The 15228-nt window shown below is 41.0% G+C and carries 16 protein-coding genes; 10 read left to right on the plus strand and 6 right to left on the minus strand.

Features of this window, described 5'->3' with window-relative positions; translation table 11 throughout:
- Positions 1–67 precede the first annotated feature (67 nt).
- The 3 genes from LEP1GSC195_RS06295 (at position 68) to LEP1GSC195_RS06305 (ending at position 2458) form a co-directional block, all read left to right on the plus strand.
- Entirely contained in the window at positions 68–523 is a 456-nt protein-coding gene (locus LEP1GSC195_RS06295) for an NfeD family protein (RefSeq protein WP_015681843.1), read from the plus strand.
- A 92-nt stretch (positions 524–615) separates the two neighbouring features.
- Positions 616–1536, plus strand: a complete 921-nt coding sequence (locus LEP1GSC195_RS06300) for an SPFH domain-containing protein (RefSeq protein ID WP_015681434.1) — start codon at positions 616–618, stop codon at positions 1534–1536.
- 1 nt (position 1537) lies between these two features.
- Positions 1538–2458, plus strand: coding sequence for an SPFH domain-containing protein (locus LEP1GSC195_RS06305; protein WP_015681024.1), 921 nt, complete (start codon positions 1538–1540; stop codon positions 2456–2458).
- 1 nt (position 2459) lies between these two features.
- On the opposite strand, the gene LEP1GSC195_RS06310 is transcribed toward LEP1GSC195_RS06305, so the two are convergent.
- The 3 genes from LEP1GSC195_RS06310 to fliN all read right to left on the minus strand — a co-directional run bounded on the left by LEP1GSC195_RS06310 (position 2460) and on the right by fliN (position 4135).
- A complete protein-coding gene (locus tag LEP1GSC195_RS06310) occupies positions 2460–2936 on the minus strand; it encodes an RNHCP domain-containing protein (RefSeq protein WP_015682728.1) in 477 nt (158 codons plus the stop codon).
- Positions 2937–3127: 191 nt separating this feature from the next.
- The gene (locus LEP1GSC195_RS06315; RefSeq protein WP_015681146.1) at positions 3128–3580 is read right to left on the minus strand and encodes a GNAT family N-acetyltransferase; all 453 of its coding nucleotides are present in this window, start codon (positions 3578–3580) and stop codon (positions 3128–3130) included.
- Between the two features lie 33 nt (positions 3581–3613).
- Entirely contained in the window at positions 3614–4135 is a 522-nt protein-coding gene (gene fliN / locus LEP1GSC195_RS06320; RefSeq protein WP_040506968.1) for a flagellar motor switch protein FliN, read from the minus strand.
- A gap of 87 nt (positions 4136–4222) precedes the next feature.
- Between fliN and LEP1GSC195_RS06325 the strand changes: the two genes are divergently transcribed.
- The 4 genes from LEP1GSC195_RS06325 (at position 4223) to LEP1GSC195_RS06340 (ending at position 7644) form a co-directional block, all read left to right on the plus strand.
- A complete protein-coding gene (locus LEP1GSC195_RS06325) occupies positions 4223–5473 on the plus strand; it encodes an AAA family ATPase (RefSeq protein WP_198012788.1) in 1251 nt (416 codons plus the stop codon).
- Positions 5474–5594: 121 nt separating this feature from the next.
- Entirely contained in the window at positions 5595–6428 is an 834-nt protein-coding gene (gene fcpB / locus LEP1GSC195_RS06330; RefSeq protein WP_015680731.1) for a flagellar-coiling protein FcpB, read from the plus strand.
- 52 nt (positions 6429–6480) lie between these two features.
- A complete protein-coding gene (locus tag LEP1GSC195_RS06335) occupies positions 6481–6918 on the plus strand; it encodes a hypothetical protein (RefSeq protein ID WP_015682393.1) in 438 nt (145 codons plus the stop codon).
- Between the two features lie 3 nt (positions 6919–6921).
- Positions 6922–7644 (plus strand): RsmE family RNA methyltransferase, encoded by a 723-nt coding sequence (locus tag LEP1GSC195_RS06340; RefSeq protein WP_015681148.1) that lies wholly within the window; start codon positions 6922–6924, stop codon positions 7642–7644.
- On the opposite strand, the gene LEP1GSC195_RS06345 is transcribed toward LEP1GSC195_RS06340, so the two are convergent.
- On the minus strand, positions 7634–9232 hold the full coding sequence (locus LEP1GSC195_RS06345; protein WP_015681794.1) for a hypothetical protein: 1599 nt from the start codon (positions 9230–9232) through the stop codon (positions 7634–7636). The genes LEP1GSC195_RS06340 and LEP1GSC195_RS06345 overlap by 11 nt on opposite strands.
- A gap of 153 nt (positions 9233–9385) precedes the next feature.
- On the opposite strand from LEP1GSC195_RS06345, the gene LEP1GSC195_RS06350 reads away from it, so the two are divergent.
- The 3 genes from LEP1GSC195_RS06350 to metW are packed head-to-tail and all read left to right on the plus strand — an operon-like array spanning position 9386 to position 12449.
- Positions 9386–10690, plus strand: a complete 1305-nt coding sequence (locus LEP1GSC195_RS06350; protein WP_015681063.1) for an O-acetylhomoserine aminocarboxypropyltransferase/cysteine synthase family protein — start codon at positions 9386–9388, stop codon at positions 10688–10690.
- Positions 10691–10698: 8 nt separating this feature from the next.
- On the plus strand, positions 10699–11835 hold the full coding sequence (gene metX, locus LEP1GSC195_RS06355; RefSeq protein WP_015682319.1) for a homoserine O-acetyltransferase MetX: 1137 nt from the start codon (positions 10699–10701) through the stop codon (positions 11833–11835).
- Positions 11832–12449, plus strand: a complete 618-nt coding sequence (gene metW / locus LEP1GSC195_RS06360; protein ID WP_015682042.1) for a methionine biosynthesis protein MetW — start codon at positions 11832–11834, stop codon at positions 12447–12449. The genes metX and metW overlap by 4 nt, the downstream gene beginning before the upstream one ends.
- A gap of 63 nt (positions 12450–12512) precedes the next feature.
- On the opposite strand, the gene LEP1GSC195_RS06365 is transcribed toward metW, so the two are convergent.
- Together LEP1GSC195_RS06365 and ilvA are read right to left on the minus strand one after the other, a co-directional pair.
- Entirely contained in the window at positions 12513–13499 is a 987-nt protein-coding gene (locus LEP1GSC195_RS06365; protein WP_232227719.1) for an Lcl C-terminal domain-containing protein, read from the minus strand.
- A 468-nt stretch (positions 13500–13967) separates the two neighbouring features.
- The gene (ilvA, locus tag LEP1GSC195_RS06370) at positions 13968–15200 is read right to left on the minus strand and encodes a threonine ammonia-lyase (protein ID WP_040506970.1); all 1233 of its coding nucleotides are present in this window, start codon (positions 15198–15200) and stop codon (positions 13968–13970) included.
- Positions 15201–15228 lie beyond the last annotated feature (28 nt).

Consider the following 15228-nt stretch of genomic DNA (forward strand, 5'->3'; position numbering starts at 1 on the left):
GAATTCAAAGTATTATTTTTCTTGCCTTACATTAGAATCCGGTGTTCCTTTTCTTTAGAGGTTCCCTTTGGATTTTATTTTTGCAAACTCACCCTATGTATGGATTTTCCTTGGAATCACATTACTTTTTTCCGAATTCCTTTTACCAGGAACCTTTGTCATGTTTTTAGGAATTGGAGCCATATTTACGGGAATTTTAGCTCGTTTGGTTCCGATGGAATTTTACTCTCAAGTAGTGGTTTGGGTGGTATCTAGCCTTGTTTCCATCCTTATAGGTGGGACTGCTGTCAGACGTTTTTTTAAATCAGAATCATCGGTAGATCCTTTTATCCAGGATGATTTTCTGAACCAAATAGTTCCGGTAGAAACAGATATCTTAGTCCAAAGGCACGGGGGAAAAGTCCGCTTCCAAGGAACTCTTTGGGACGCCATCTCTAAGGATTCTAAAATCCCTAAAGGAAACTTTGTCAGAATTCTTTCCAGGGAAAATCTTACCTTTACTGTGGAACGTGTGGATTCATAACCCAAGAATTTCATTTTTTTTATACGCAAATAAAAAAACCCTTTTCTCTTTTTCCTCTTCATCCTATGGTCAAACGTCACAGAGGAGAAACTATGGGCGCAACCGTCATCGTTGTATTTTTGGCCATTGTCTATATCATTAAAAAGACAATCATCATTGTTCCAGAACAAAGTGTTTATGTTAAAGAAAGATTAGGTGTGTTGAATGGGGTTTTGAAATCGGGATTTTATTTTATGATTCCATTTGTCGACCAAATTCGTTACCGACAAAACCTAAAAGAACAAACCATCGATATCGATCCGCAAGTTTGTATCACCAAGGATAACGTATCCGTCGAAGTGGATGGAGTCTTGTATTTAAAAGTTGTGGATGGAGAAAAAGCATCCTACGGAATCGATAACTTTATGTTAGCGACCACTCAACTCGCACAAACCACTCTCCGTTCCGAAATTGGTAAATTAATTTTTGATAATCTACTTTCAGAAAGAGATGAAATCAATGGTCGCGTGGTATCCAATATTGACCGTGCCACAGACCCTTGGGGAATCAAAGTCACAAGATATGAAATCCGCAATATCACGCCTCCCAAACAAATTTTACTGGAGATGGAAAACCAAATGAAATCCGAAAGGGAAAGACGAGCAGAGATCACCATCTCCCAAGGAGAAAAAGAATCTCGGGTCAATCACTCGATTGGAGAAAGACAGGAATCGATCAATATTTCCGAAGGGGAAAAGATTCGATTGGTTAACGAAGCAGAAGGACGAGCACTAGAAATCACAGTGATCTCCAATGCCACGGCCAAGGGTTTACAATTAATCTCGGAAGCCATTAGCAAAAAAGGTGGGAAAGAAGCCGTGAGTTTGCAAATCACACAAGAGTACATGGATGCCCTGGGTCAAATTTTTAAAATATCGAAAACCACAGTGGTGCCCGAAGCTCTAGCAAACATAGGTGGAGTTTTTGAAGGTCTTTCTAAAATCACAACAAAAATCCCACAGGTAGGAGAATAGTATGGAATTTGTATACTTAGCTTTTTGGTCGATCGTCGCCATTTATTTAATCTATAAAATCTTTCGCTGCATTCGGATCATTCCTGCACAGGATGTTCTTATTGTAGAACGACTTGGAAAATACTCTCGTAGTTTGCGGGCAGGATTTCATATCCTCATCCCTTTCATGGATCGTGATGCTTACTACCACACTCTCAAGGAACAATCCATAGACGTACAACCACAGATTTGTATCACGCATGACAACGTGCAGGTGAAAGTGGATGGAGTGATTTATCTAAAAATCATTGATCCGGTTCGTGCTTCTTACGGAATTGAGGACTTTCAATTTGCTGCCATCCAACTCGCACAAACTACAATGCGTTCGGTCATTGGAACTATGGAACTCGATAAAACCATCGGGGAAAAAGATTTAATCAATTCGACCATTGTGGCTGCCATTGACCAAGCCTCCGAACCTTGGGGAATCAAAGTGAATCGTTACGAGATCCTCAATATTGTTCCACCTAAGTCTGTTCTTGACGCTATGGAAAAAGAGAAAAAAGCACAGATCGCCAAACGTTCGCAGGTGCTTCTCTCCGAAGGGGAAAGAGATTCAAGAATCAACCGCTCCCTCGGTTTCAAAGAAGAAGCCGTAAACAAATCGGAAGGGGAAAAACAAAGAAGGATCAACTCTGCCGAAGGAAAGGCAACGGAAATTGAAGCTCTTGCAGTGGCAACTGCCAAAGGGATTGAAGCCATTGCCGGTGCGATCTCTGACCAAGGGGGGGCCTCTGCGATCAAACTCCAAATCACAAAGGCCTTCATCCATAACTTCCTGCATGTCGCCAAAGAAAATACGGAAATTCTTGTCCCAGCGGATGTTATGAATTTACCAAATCTCATTGCCAACTTAACAGAACCAAGAAAACCCAAAGCATAACCTAACGGGACTCATCCGGTGGAACCTCCACCGGATTTTCTTCAAACAATCGGAAACTCGGTTTAGCCATAGCTTGGGCAGCGAGTGATAATAACAAAGCTTCATTATCATCTGGTCCAATTCGATTGGCATGAATCACCCCACATCCTTTGCAACGGTGCAAGATCACCCACTCTCCTTTACGGACCCAAATGGAAATGGCTTCCATTTTACTTCCGCAATTGGCAGATCTGTCACCTGGAGCAGAGTCTATATGCAAACTGGTGAGACAGTTCGGACAGTGGTTTCTCTGACCGGTACCATATCCTGGAGGAAAGACCATTTGTTTGCATTCCACACAGCGAAATTCACCCAGATCAGAACGAAATCGAAAAGACCTGGTTTGGGAATTAGAGAAAGAAATATCCTCGTCTTCGTCATCAAAACGTTTTTTCTTAGAGAATTTTTGAAATTTAGATAAATCGGATTCACGTGACATATCCAGTTTTTGCGGCAAAACAAAAATAGGAGACCAAAACAGTGGATGAGAGGGAATAGACCGCCTGTGCGAAGATAGCCGCCTCCTAATTGAATTTAGGCGGGGAATCCAAAACAAGTTCACCGTTTTGGCGGTCTACACAATGGCCAGGGTTAACATATATTACAGGTTCGAAAGAAAGCGAAAGGCTGTCAAGTGGGATCAGAATCTAATTTTTTACAGAGAAAGAAACAGTTTTGTCCTTCCGGGTAATTGGGAATTTTTCCCACTTCCTCATAACCAAGTTTTGTATAGAATTTGGGAGCTTGGAACCCGAAAGAATATCCAAAGACAAGTGTAGCGCCTAGTTCCAGAGCCTCTACTTCAATTTGTTTGAGTAACTTGGTACCGAGATCCATCCCCCGTTTTTCTTCGGCCACCCAAAGGAGTTGGAGGTTTAGTCCTTTAAAGAATAGATAACAAAGGGAGGCTGCGATGAGTGTCTCTCCTTCTTTAATAAGGATGGCAAAAAACTCTTTTTTCTCCATACTAGGATCACCTAACTTAGATACGCTGAACTCATGGAGCCTATTCCAGAGATCTGTTTGCAAATCTTCCGAAGGATTTTTGATCCGTTCTAAAGTATAAGGAGATTCAAATTCCATTAGTTTACAAATTCTTTCGCAAAGGTTTATTGCCTATAAAAAGGCAGGACCACCGAGTCTTTCCATGGGATCTACAATTTGTGTGATTTGAACACCGTAATAATCATCTAAGATGATGAGTTTTCCTCGACCGACAAGTTTTCCATTTGCAAGGATATCCAGTTCTTCACCGATGTTTTTATCCAATTCTACCACGGTACCTTCTGTAAGTTGGAGAACATCTTTGATAAACATGGTAGTGCGGCCGAGTTCTATTGTTAATTGAAGAGTGACATCTAATAGTAAGTTGAGGTTGGCCGTATTGTTTCCAGAACCGGACTGGGACTTGGATCCAGACCTGGTTGGAGACGGAGTCGCACTAGGACCAAGGGCTGCCGCAATGTCTGCAAAGGAGGGACCATTATCGTCGCCACCACCTCCACCAACGAGGGCATCCAAATCATCAAGGCCCCCACCACCACCTCCGGAACCACCACCTGCAGGGGCGTTCCCACCTCCGCTAAATCCGCCGAGTAGTGCGTCTATGTCTTCTTGTGATAGTGAACCTTCACCCATTTTTAGTACAACCTCTCCAATGTATTCGTCGGAGGAAATCAAAATCCTTCCTTGAAAAAAAAGGGAAAGTTCCGCATTTTGTTCCTTATGTCCAATTCCCCTTCCCATCCGGATTACTTTAAAGCGAAGGAACTCTTTGCCACGGAACTTAAAAACGCAAATTACCAGTTTGTTCAGGAGAAGGAAGAGACCCTATTCCGGTTTCGCACAGAAAATGCGAGCAAAGACCGAATCCTGGACTGTTTGGGGATTGTGCGAAATTATATCGAAAATTTCCGAATCTACAATTTTGAAGAAGGATATTTAAGCATCCAAGCCTTAAACGAAAATCTTTTTGATCCACAAAAGAACCTCGCGGGTAAGTTTCGCATACGGTTTTCTTTTAAATCGGACTTAAAAGTCGAATGTTCCAAACATGGGGATTTTTCAACTAAAGAAATCCAAGCCATCTTAAGCCTTTTTCATTTTTTAAAAGCCGAAGGCCAGGCACAAAAAGATCCTCGGGTCCTCCTCCACCAACTGGGGGCCGAGGTCTATGATCCCCATTTGGAAAAAGCGAAAGGGAATGATTTAGGTTTTGATTCTGTTTTTGGTTACGACCAAGTGAAGGCCCAAATTTTAGAAAGTTTGGTTTTCCCACTGATCAAACCGGAACCTTTCTTTGAAATTACCAAACTCACTCGTAGGAAGCCAAGTCCGAACCTCCCCCGGGCTGTCCTCTTTGAAGGGGAGCCGGGAGTAGGAAAAACAAGCATGGCCAAAATTGTCTCCCATCTCTGCGGAGTTCCGATGGTCTATGTGCCGATCGAATCCATTTTAAGTAAATACTACGGCGAATCTTCCCAAAACCTGGCGATGGTTTTCGATGCTGCTGCCCTTTTCCCCCAATGTATGCTTTTTTTGGATGAAATCGATTCACTAGCCACCTCGAGGGAAGATGGACTCTTTGAGGCCACAAGAAACCTACTCAGCGTCCTCCTTCGAAAGCTAGATGGGTTTGCCGAACGAAGTGGAACCATCACGATTGGAGCCACCAACCGCAAACACGACTTGGATTCCGCACTTTTATCACGTTTTGACAGAAAGATATATTTTCCTTTGCCAAATAAGGAAGAACGTGCCAAAATTTTGGAAGGGTATGCCAAACAATTAAGCGGAACCGATCGCCAAAAACTCGCAGAAATCTTAGAAGGGGCCTCTGGCAGAAACCTAAAAGACTATTGTGACTATGTCGAACGCCGCTGGATCACAAAAAACTGGGAAAAAGCGGAAATGTTACAGGCACCAGGGATTTCCTTTTATTTGGAATCCTTCCCAGATTTTGGATGGAAACGCTAAAAAGTAATAGTTTCGGCTTCAATCTTCTAGTAGATTTACCGATAATTTTTACAGGATAGTTGTTTACGACCATTGGTCGTTCTTTGGTATCCTCAAATTAACCTTTTAGGAAGATTCGGACATGAAAATAAAATTAATTCTCCCCATCCTTTTGCTCAACTTTGGGGTTTTCGCTCAAACTGGTAGCTCGGAAACAGGCTCAACTTCTGCAGGCATTGATTCCACTCAATCCGGTAAGTCCATCACTGTGACGGAAAAAGAACTAGATGAAAATATCTCTGAAGTAAACAAACGCCTTCGTTTGCACACAGTTCTATTTAAAATGAAAGTGAAAACACTTCCACACCGCACTGTCCCTTACAAAGGAAAACCAAGTGCTGATGGGGAAAGATGTGAAGCTACAGACAAACAAGAAGCGCAAGAAAACACTTGTTTGCATTTAGAAGTTTTTGACTTTGTTGGAAGTGAAGACGGACGTTCAGGAAAAAACTTGGGTGCCAAGTTCAAAAAAATGGAACTTTTTTTTGAAGGTGCCAATAACGCAGATCCAGATCCTAGAAAAGAACAACCACGTAACCTAACAAAAATTAGAACTTACATTTACCAAAACAACTTTTTGTTAGAAGACAAAATTATTTCTGTAATTGCAGACGTTGCACCAAACGGAGCTCCTGCACACGATGATAAAATTGAATTGTTCTACCAACATGATGACTATCCTGTTTGGGGAACTCCAGAAACTCCTTCTGAAAAAGGTGTTGGTAAATACATTCTCGCAAACGTAGAGAATACAAAATCAAACCCAATTAGAAATAATTTCAAAAAACAATTCTATTTCAAGAACTTGGACTACTTCGACAAACTGTTTACTAAGCTTTTCGATTATAACGATCGAGATTCCAATAAACATTACAAGAAAAACGTTGAAGCATTGAAGAGCTCTTTAAAATACTAAGAACGTAGGTTCTTAATTGAATCTCGTTAAACAATGTCCGAATTGTTCCACGATGTTACGGTTCCCTGCCACACAGGGAACCATTTTGGTTCAATGTCCTGTCTGTTCTCATCGTTTTACATTTGTACCTGATTTGGAGTCAGCGGAAGATTCTCAGTATCCTTCCGAACAAGTTCCCTCCTTTCAGTTTCAACCTTCTTTTCAAAGTTACAAAGAACTCATTCTAGATTTGCTCTACGCCCCCATTGATTACCTAAAATCAAAACGTGGTCCAAAGAAACGGGAGTTTCAATGGATACCCATTCTCCTCTTCACCATCCTACTTTTATATTTTTGGAAATGGTCTTTGCCTGAAACGCAAAGATTGGATGCTGATTCAAAGGAAATACAAAACCAGATCCCAATTCCAGAAGAGCCAAATCAGGAATCCGATCCCAATGATCCACAAGAAGAATCCCTTCCTCCATCTAAACCAACATACGAGATCTAACGATTGAACTGGATCCTTGTATACGATAAGGAAATAGATACAAACCACTCGGTCCATCTAACAGGGGATAGACACAACCACATTCAAAATATTTTGAAAAAAAGTGTCGGTGAAACTGTTCAGGTTGTGGTTCCTGGTTCTGGAAACTATATATTTCGGATTCAGTCAACCGAAGATAACTCAACGACTATACAGAAAGAAAGTCCTCTTCCCGAAGTTTTAAAACCACTCGAAATCCGAACCTTCTTTTCTCTTCCGAGGCCACAAACAGGAAAAAAGCTTTTGCATTTAAGTGGCGCTTACGGGGTGAACTCACTCTACTTTTATGCCACTGAAACTAAAAATAAGGAATATTGGACTTCGCCTGTTTACTCCAAAAATTCAGTTTCCTATTTAGAAACGGGCCTTAGCCAAACAGGGAATAGTCGATTCCCATCTGTGATTCAGGAAAGAACGGTATCTTGGAAACATTTTTTAAAAACATGGCAAGGAACCGTTTTGGTTTTAGATCGGGAAGGTGGAAATTTCTATCAAAATATTAGAGAACAAAACGAACGATTCGAAGAAACTCTCTTTGTGTTCGGACCAGAGTCTGGTTGGAAACCAGAGGACCTTTTGTTCTTTGAGGAAAGTAAATTTAAATTGGTAAGTTTAGGAAAAATCAATCTTAGAACAGAATTTGCTTACTCTGCCCTCTTACACCAATTATTTTCGATTAGAAACTAATTCCACCAGAAACTAAAAATCGAATTTCATCGATGCTCACAAAAGACTTTTCACTGCTATCTAAATAGTATTTACGATAGTTTTGTAACCGAAGGACAATAGGACCAAAGGATTTCGAAATTTCAGCGGCTGCTTGCGTGTTGTTATCCAAATCAAAGGCTTTTCCTTGTGATTCATACCCTTTTTTTGTATAATAAAAGGACATCAAAAGCGAAGATCCAAGTGGGATATAGGCAGCAGCAAACACGCGTTTGTTTCCTTTGAGACCGTAGTCTTCCACCGCAAATTCAAAACCTAAATGATAAAAATTGATATAAACCGTATGGTAGTATCCCGTTACTTTAGAGTTGGACTGGTTTTCTAAATATTCATATTTGGGTCGAAGCGGAGCAGAAACTGGAAATTTCTGAAACCGTTCCACTTCATAAAAACTATCAAAATACATTGGTGCATAGTTGGCTGTCATTTGCCGAAATTCTGGTTTTAAAATGATATTTAAATCCTTGGTTCCTAAACGAAAGATACTTCCATAATGAGTTCCTTGAGCACCATCGAGACCTTTGATTTTATTCAAATCTAAGTAAGGGGTAAATTCCACAAAAGGTAGATTCAGAAGTCGATATTCAATATCCATCCCTTCTACGGAAGCACGAGTGACTTGGGAGGTTTTTGGATTGTCTAGATTCTTTTCAGTCACTGGAGATCCGTTCGTATTATAAGACATTTGCACAGGGGCAGCACGATCCCAAGCTCTTGTATAACCGATCGTCAAACGGTTGTACCATGGATCGTTATCCACAAGTTCCATTCGAGAGTCTTTACTAATGGGGCGGATTTCTTTTTTTCTTGCCTCTTCAGCTTTTTTATTTTTTGCTTCTTCGCTTCCGGCTTCTTCCTCTACACTCAAACGACCTGATTCATCGAGGACATTTCCTCGTAAATTCATCAAATAAACTAAATCAGAAGACTTATCAAATAAAGAAAAAAGTGATTTGCCAATGGCAAGTGGTTTGATATAAACTCTTGCAGCATTTACTTCAAAATTCACGACGGAATTGGCAAAGTATTGCACGCCAACGTAATCGGTATTTAAATCAGCCATGACACCGGGATTATAAGAATCAAACCTTGAGGAACTTTGGTATTTATTTACGATAGTTCCGTGGCCTACATAACCATCAACCATCTTACCGGTGTAAGCTGAATAGGTAACTTTGCCGGGAACTTGTTGGTTATAGGTTCCATAAGAAATATAGTTCAAGACCCGAGAGTAGTCATTTTTACTATTATAGTCCATTTCTCTGATCTTTCCGGCTTTGCTATCCAACTGGAGTGGATCCTTATCGACTGCTAAAGCATTGATAGGAAGAGAAAACGAATAGCCGAAGTTACTTCCATGGTTGTAAGTAAAGTTCGGTGATACATATCCGTAGTAGTCCTTTTGGAAACTCGATCCACCAGCATCAAACTGCAAAGCGGAGGCACGCCTCGATTCAGTCCCTGTGGGCACCCACACTTGCGCTTCTAATGCAAGAATTGGTAGTAGGAATACAATTCCTAGGCCTAAAATCAGAGAGTATTTCTTCACGATACGATCATTATCGTAAGCTTTTGCCCTGAAAATAAGAAATAATCTACAAACGGCAGCATCCAATAAAACAGATCAATATTCTATTTTATTGGATATTTTGTTGACAAATAAGAGACAGATGTCAATTTGGCCAGACCATCGGAGGAAACCATGCCACGTAATTTTAAACCAGAAACCATCGCACTCCACGGAGGGCAAGAACCAGACCCGACGACAACTTCGCGAGCTGTGCCTTTGTACCAAACCACATCCTATGTATTTAAAGATACGGACCACGCTGCTCGTCTTTTTGGTCTTCAAGAATTTGGGAATATTTACACCAGACTCATGAATCCAACCACTGACGTTTTAGAGAAACGAGTGGCAGCATTAGAAGGTGGTGTGGCAGCACTGGCAACGGCATCAGGCCAAAGTGCAGAACTGTTAGCTCTTTTGAATATCGTAGAAACTGGACAAGAAATTGTTGCCTCGTCATCACTCTATGGTGGGACTTATAATCTACTCCACTATACTTTTCCAAAACTGGGAATTAAAGTACACTTCGTTGACCAATCAGACCCAGAAAACTTCCGTAAAGCATCAAATGACAAAACAAGAGCTTTCTACGCAGAAACTTTAGGAAATCCCAAACTAGACACACTCGACATTGCAGCGGTGAGTAAAGTTGCTAAAGAAGTCGGAGTTCCGTTAGTGATTGATAACACAATGCCATCTCCTTATTTAGTGAACCCATTGAAACATGGAGCTGATATTGTTGTTCACTCTCTCACAAAATTCCTGGGAGGACATGGAACATCCATTGGTGGGATCATCGTCGATGGTGGTAGTTTCAATTGGGGAAATGGAAAGTTTAAGAATTTTACAGAACCAGATCCTTCTTACCACGGACTTAAATTTTGGGAAGTATTTGGGAAGTTCGAACCTTTTGGTGGAGTGAACATTGCTTTTATTTTAAAAGCGAGAGTGCAAGGTCTAAGAGATCTTGGTCCTGCCATTTCCCCATTCAATGCATGGCAAATCATCCAAGGTGTGGAAACACTTCCTCTCCGTATGGAACGCCATTCCGCAAATGCTCTAAAAGTCGCCGAATTTTTAACCAAACATCCTAAGATTGAATGGGTAAATTACCCAGGACTTCCTACAGACAAAAACTATGCTACTGCTAAAAAGTATCATGAACGTGGACTCTTTGGGGCCATCGTAGGATTTGAAATCAAAGGTGGTGTAGAAAAGGCTAAAAAATTCATCGATGGACTAGAACTTTTCAGTCTCCTTGCTAACATTGGTGATGCGAAGTCTCTTGCCATCCATCCAGCATCTACAACTCACCAACAATTAACTGGGCCTGAACAAATTTCTGCGGGAGTGACACCTGGATTTGTTCGTTTGAGTGTTGGACTCGAAAACATTGATGACATTCTGGTAGACTTGGAAGAGGCATTAAAAAATATCTGATTAAGACTATGCCTACCTCCGAACAGAACGAGTTTTCCCACGGATCCGTAGGTGTCGTACAGACGCAAGTTGTCAGATTTGAATCTTTCACCTTAGAGGGGGGTGAGACCATCACTCCTCTCGAAATTGCCTATGAAACCTACGGCACTCTGAACGAGAAAAAAGACAATGCCATTCTGGTTTGTCATGCCCTTTCGGGAGATGCACATGCCGCTGGCTTCCATGAGGGTGACAAACGACCCGGTTACTGGGACTATTACATCGGACCAGGCAAAGCATTTGATACCAATCGTTACTTTATCATTTCTTCAAATGTGATTGGAGGCTGTAAGGGATCAAGTGGCCCACTCACAATTAACGGAAAAAATGGTAAACCATTTCAATCCACATTTCCTTTTGTCTCCATTGGAGATATGGTAGGTGCTCAGGAAAAATTAATCAGTTCTTTTGGGATCCACAAACTATTTGCAGTGGCTGGTGGTTCGATGGGAGGAATGCAAGCTTTGCAATGGTCAGTCGCTTATCCTGACCGACTCAAAAATTGTATTGTAATGGCCTCTTCTTCCGAACACTCTGCCCAACAAATTGCCTTTAATGAAGTGGGAAGACAAGCGATACTTTCTGATCCGAATTGGAATCAAGGTTTGTACACTCAAGAAAATAGACCGTCCAAGGGACTAGCACTAGCTCGGATGATGGGACACATCACTTACTTAAGTGATGAAATGATGCGAGAAAAATTTGGTCGTAAACCACCCAAGGGTAATATCCAATCTACAGATTTTGCTGTCGGAAGTTATTTGATCTACCAAGGAGAATCCTTTGTGGACCGATTCGATGCCAATTCTTATATTTATGTAACCAAAGCTCTGGATCACTTCAGTTTGGGAACAGGAAAAGAACTAACAAAAGTTCTATCGAAGGTTAGGTGCCGATTTTTGGTGGTTGCATACACTTCGGACTGGCTTTATCCCCCTTACCAATCGGAAGAAATTGTAAAGTCTTTAGAGGTCAATGCAGTTCCCGTTAGTTTTGTAGAACTCAACAATCCCGCCGGACACGATAGTTTTTTATTACCAAGTGAACAACAAGACTCCATACTCAGAGATTTTTTAAGTTCCACGGACGAAGGAGTTTTCCTTTGAATATCCATACCAATGAAGCTCTAGGTTTAGATTTAAAAAATCGACCAGACATTTCCTACATAGCCAATTTAATCAAACCAGGAGAAAGAGTTTTGGATCTTGGTTGTGGTTACGGCGAACTGATGTTAATCCTAAAAAACAAAGGGGTTCGAGTACAGGGTATTGAAAAAGACGATAAATGCATCATCCAATGTGTAAAAAAAAGTTTGTATGTGCATCATGGAGATATTGATGACGGACTAAAACACCACTTGGATCATAGTTTTGATTTTGTCATTCTCAACCAAACCATACAACAGACGTTAAATCCAGGTGAGATCATCAAAGAATGTTTGCGGATTGGAAAACAAGTAATTATCGTTTTCCCAAATTTTTCTCACTGGCAAATTCGTTCCTCAATCCTTCTCAGTGGGAAAACCCCTGTCACGGACCTTATGCCCTTCCATTGGTATGACACACCGAACCTACACTACTTGTCAGGTCAGGACTTTGAAGATTTTTGTGACTTTGAACGAATTAAAGTTTTGCACAGAGCATTTTTTAACAGAACCAGACAAATCAAATTGTTTCCCAATTTATTTGCAACATTGGCCTTGTTTGTAATTCGAGCTTAAAACAAAACCTTTCTTAGTTTGAAGGAAAAAAAGAAAAAGTCTAAGGTCGTAAGATACTCTCTCCTATAGATCTGAAACGCACCGGACATAGGCTAGTGAATCTTTGTTCATGTATGATTCTTTGCCACCATCGAAGTCAACCATGTAGGCCTGGACATCGCCTAAACCCGCAAAAGTTTGTGCGCTCCAATAATGTGCTGCTTTTGCATTAGGAAATAAAATTGGATCCGCCGTCGCTCCTGGATAAGTTGTAGCATCCCCTACTGTTATACATCCATCTTCTCCAGTAATCACTCCCGTATTGGTATCACTACAACGAATCACAGAAAACATTTCCGTATATAAGGGAAGCCTCCACTGATCTCTTTGGTACGACTTCGAGGAACTGCGACTAACACAGGATTGATACACTGCACCCGCACTCACAAGTTGTGTATTGATCCCTCCATTACAAGCATTGGGATTCGTTGTAGAATTATAACCTTCTGCCACCGTACAAAACCTTAATGGTTCGGCACTACCAATGGAACAATCTCCCTTCCCGATCCCAACACTCGTACCGAAGGGATTCCAGGTCGAACCATAAGTACAACGATCCCAAAGGAGAGTCTTTCCGGAAACGATGGATTTCGCAAAGGGACAGGAAATCTGTACATTGATCAATTTGAACCCATCCCAATCACCGCGATCCCATACGATACAATGGACATTGGATGGTTGAGTAGGAAATTCCAATTGTAGATATTTGGGAGAGGCAAAAACGGATAAGGAAAATGGACCATTTCCATTTACTGTGATGGCACTTCCATCAGTGCGAGAAAGGATCGTTAGGGAAGTTTGGTTTAAGCCAGTCACAAATCCCTCTACTAAAAATGATCGAGGGTAGGCAACTATGTCATTTTCTAATAATCGATTTTCCCAATACTCCTTCGAGAGAGGATCACCAGAGTTGTGTCTCCCGTCGGGATGACAACAAACAACAAATAGGAGAATCCCTAACAGAAGAGCTGCTAGTTTTGTAAAGAATCGAAATTTAATGAACAAAATCATTCTCCACCGACGGCAATGTTTTGGATCTTTCGTTTGAGTTCAATGATAGTTTTTTAATTTGTAAAAAGGAATCTGTGGTGGATTTAGGGAGTTGGTATTTTTGGGGAGACAACGGTAGAACTTCCCCGCCCTGATCGAACTGGGTGGGGTTATCCTCCCGCCACCCAATAACGCCTGTTTACCACGCATCTAACAAAAAGAAAAATGGATTTCACAAAAATTGGATTTTTATTTCAGAAAGTTCCTATTTATACAAAAGCCCGGCAATCACTCCGGGCTTTTTAGCTGTACGACGATCTTTCAATCACTTTAGATATCGAACGATTCTCAGAATTCTTTAGGGAATTCCCACAAATTTCTCGAAATTAAATCTACTCTAGAAGGATTCGATACGAAAGTAGATCGAATGATTTATGCGGTCCCCAGACAAGATTACCACCTAACATGAAATGCTGGTCCATTTTTTCATCAGACCAAATATTCGAAAAGGTTTTCATCCTGGTTGATTAAGGTATAGTTAAGGTGGAATGCATCCATCCTTTGCAATAAGGATTGGAAGTCGTCTTTAGTTTTTAATTCAATGCCAATAAGGGCTGGTCCTGATTCTTTATTATTCTTCTGAATGAATTCGAATCTGACAATGTCATCATTCGGCCCTAATATCTCATTGACAAATTGTTTGAGAGCTCCGGGTCTCTGTGCAAATCTTACAATAAAATAATGTTTTAATCCTTCATACAAGAGAGACCGTTCTTTGATTTCTTGCATCCGATCAATGTCGTTATTTCCACCGCTTAAGATACATACCACCTTTTTACCACGAATTTGATCCGCATATTGGTCAAGGGCTGATATACTCAGAGCTCCTGCAGGTTCAGCAACGATTGCATCTTCATTGTATAATTTTAGTAAAGTGGAACTAACCTTCCCTTCTGGAACGAGTAACATATCTGCGAGGATCTCTTTACAAATGGGAAAAGTAAGGTCTCCTACTTTCTTGACAGATGCTCCATCCACAAATTTTTGAATCTTCTCTAAAGTAACTGGTTTTCCTTGTTTGAGAGCCTCTGTCATGGAAGGGGCACCCGTTGGTTCCACTCCAATGATCTTTGTTTTGGGAGAGTGTTCCTTAAAATAACTTCCGAGTCCTGCCGCGAGCCCACCTCCACCTACTGGAACAAATACATAATCGATGTTAGATTCTTCCTCTAAAATTTCTTTGGCAACCGTCCCTTGTCCCGCCATAATTTTGATATGATCGAAAGGTGGAATGAATACTTTTTTATTGGCCTCAGCAAATTCAAGAGCAACGAATTGGCATTCATCAAAGGTGTCTCCCACAAGGACAATTTCAATCCACTCGCCACCAAACATTTTCACCTGGTTGATTTTCTGTTTGGGAGTGATAGCCGGCATATAAATCACACCATGGAGATTCAATAGTTTACAGGAAAAAGCGACACCCTGTGCATGGTTTCCGGCACTTGCACAAACGACACCATTTCTACGTTCTTCCAAAGACAAACTCTGAATCAAATAATAGGCACCGCGAATTTTATAGGAGCGGACCACTTGTAAGTCTTCCCGCTTCAGATAAACCTTAGCACCATATATTTCCGACAGACGAGAATGGAATTGTATTGGAGTTCTATTTACAACTGGCTTTAGGATTTGATAAGCTGATTCGATATCTAAAATCATTGGTTCTAAATTCATGCCGGATGAAAAA

The organism is Leptospira wolbachii serovar Codice str. CDC, from assembly GCF_000332515.2.
In the GTDB taxonomy this organism is placed as follows: Bacteria; Spirochaetota; Leptospiria; order Leptospirales; family Leptospiraceae; genus Leptospira_A; species Leptospira_A wolbachii.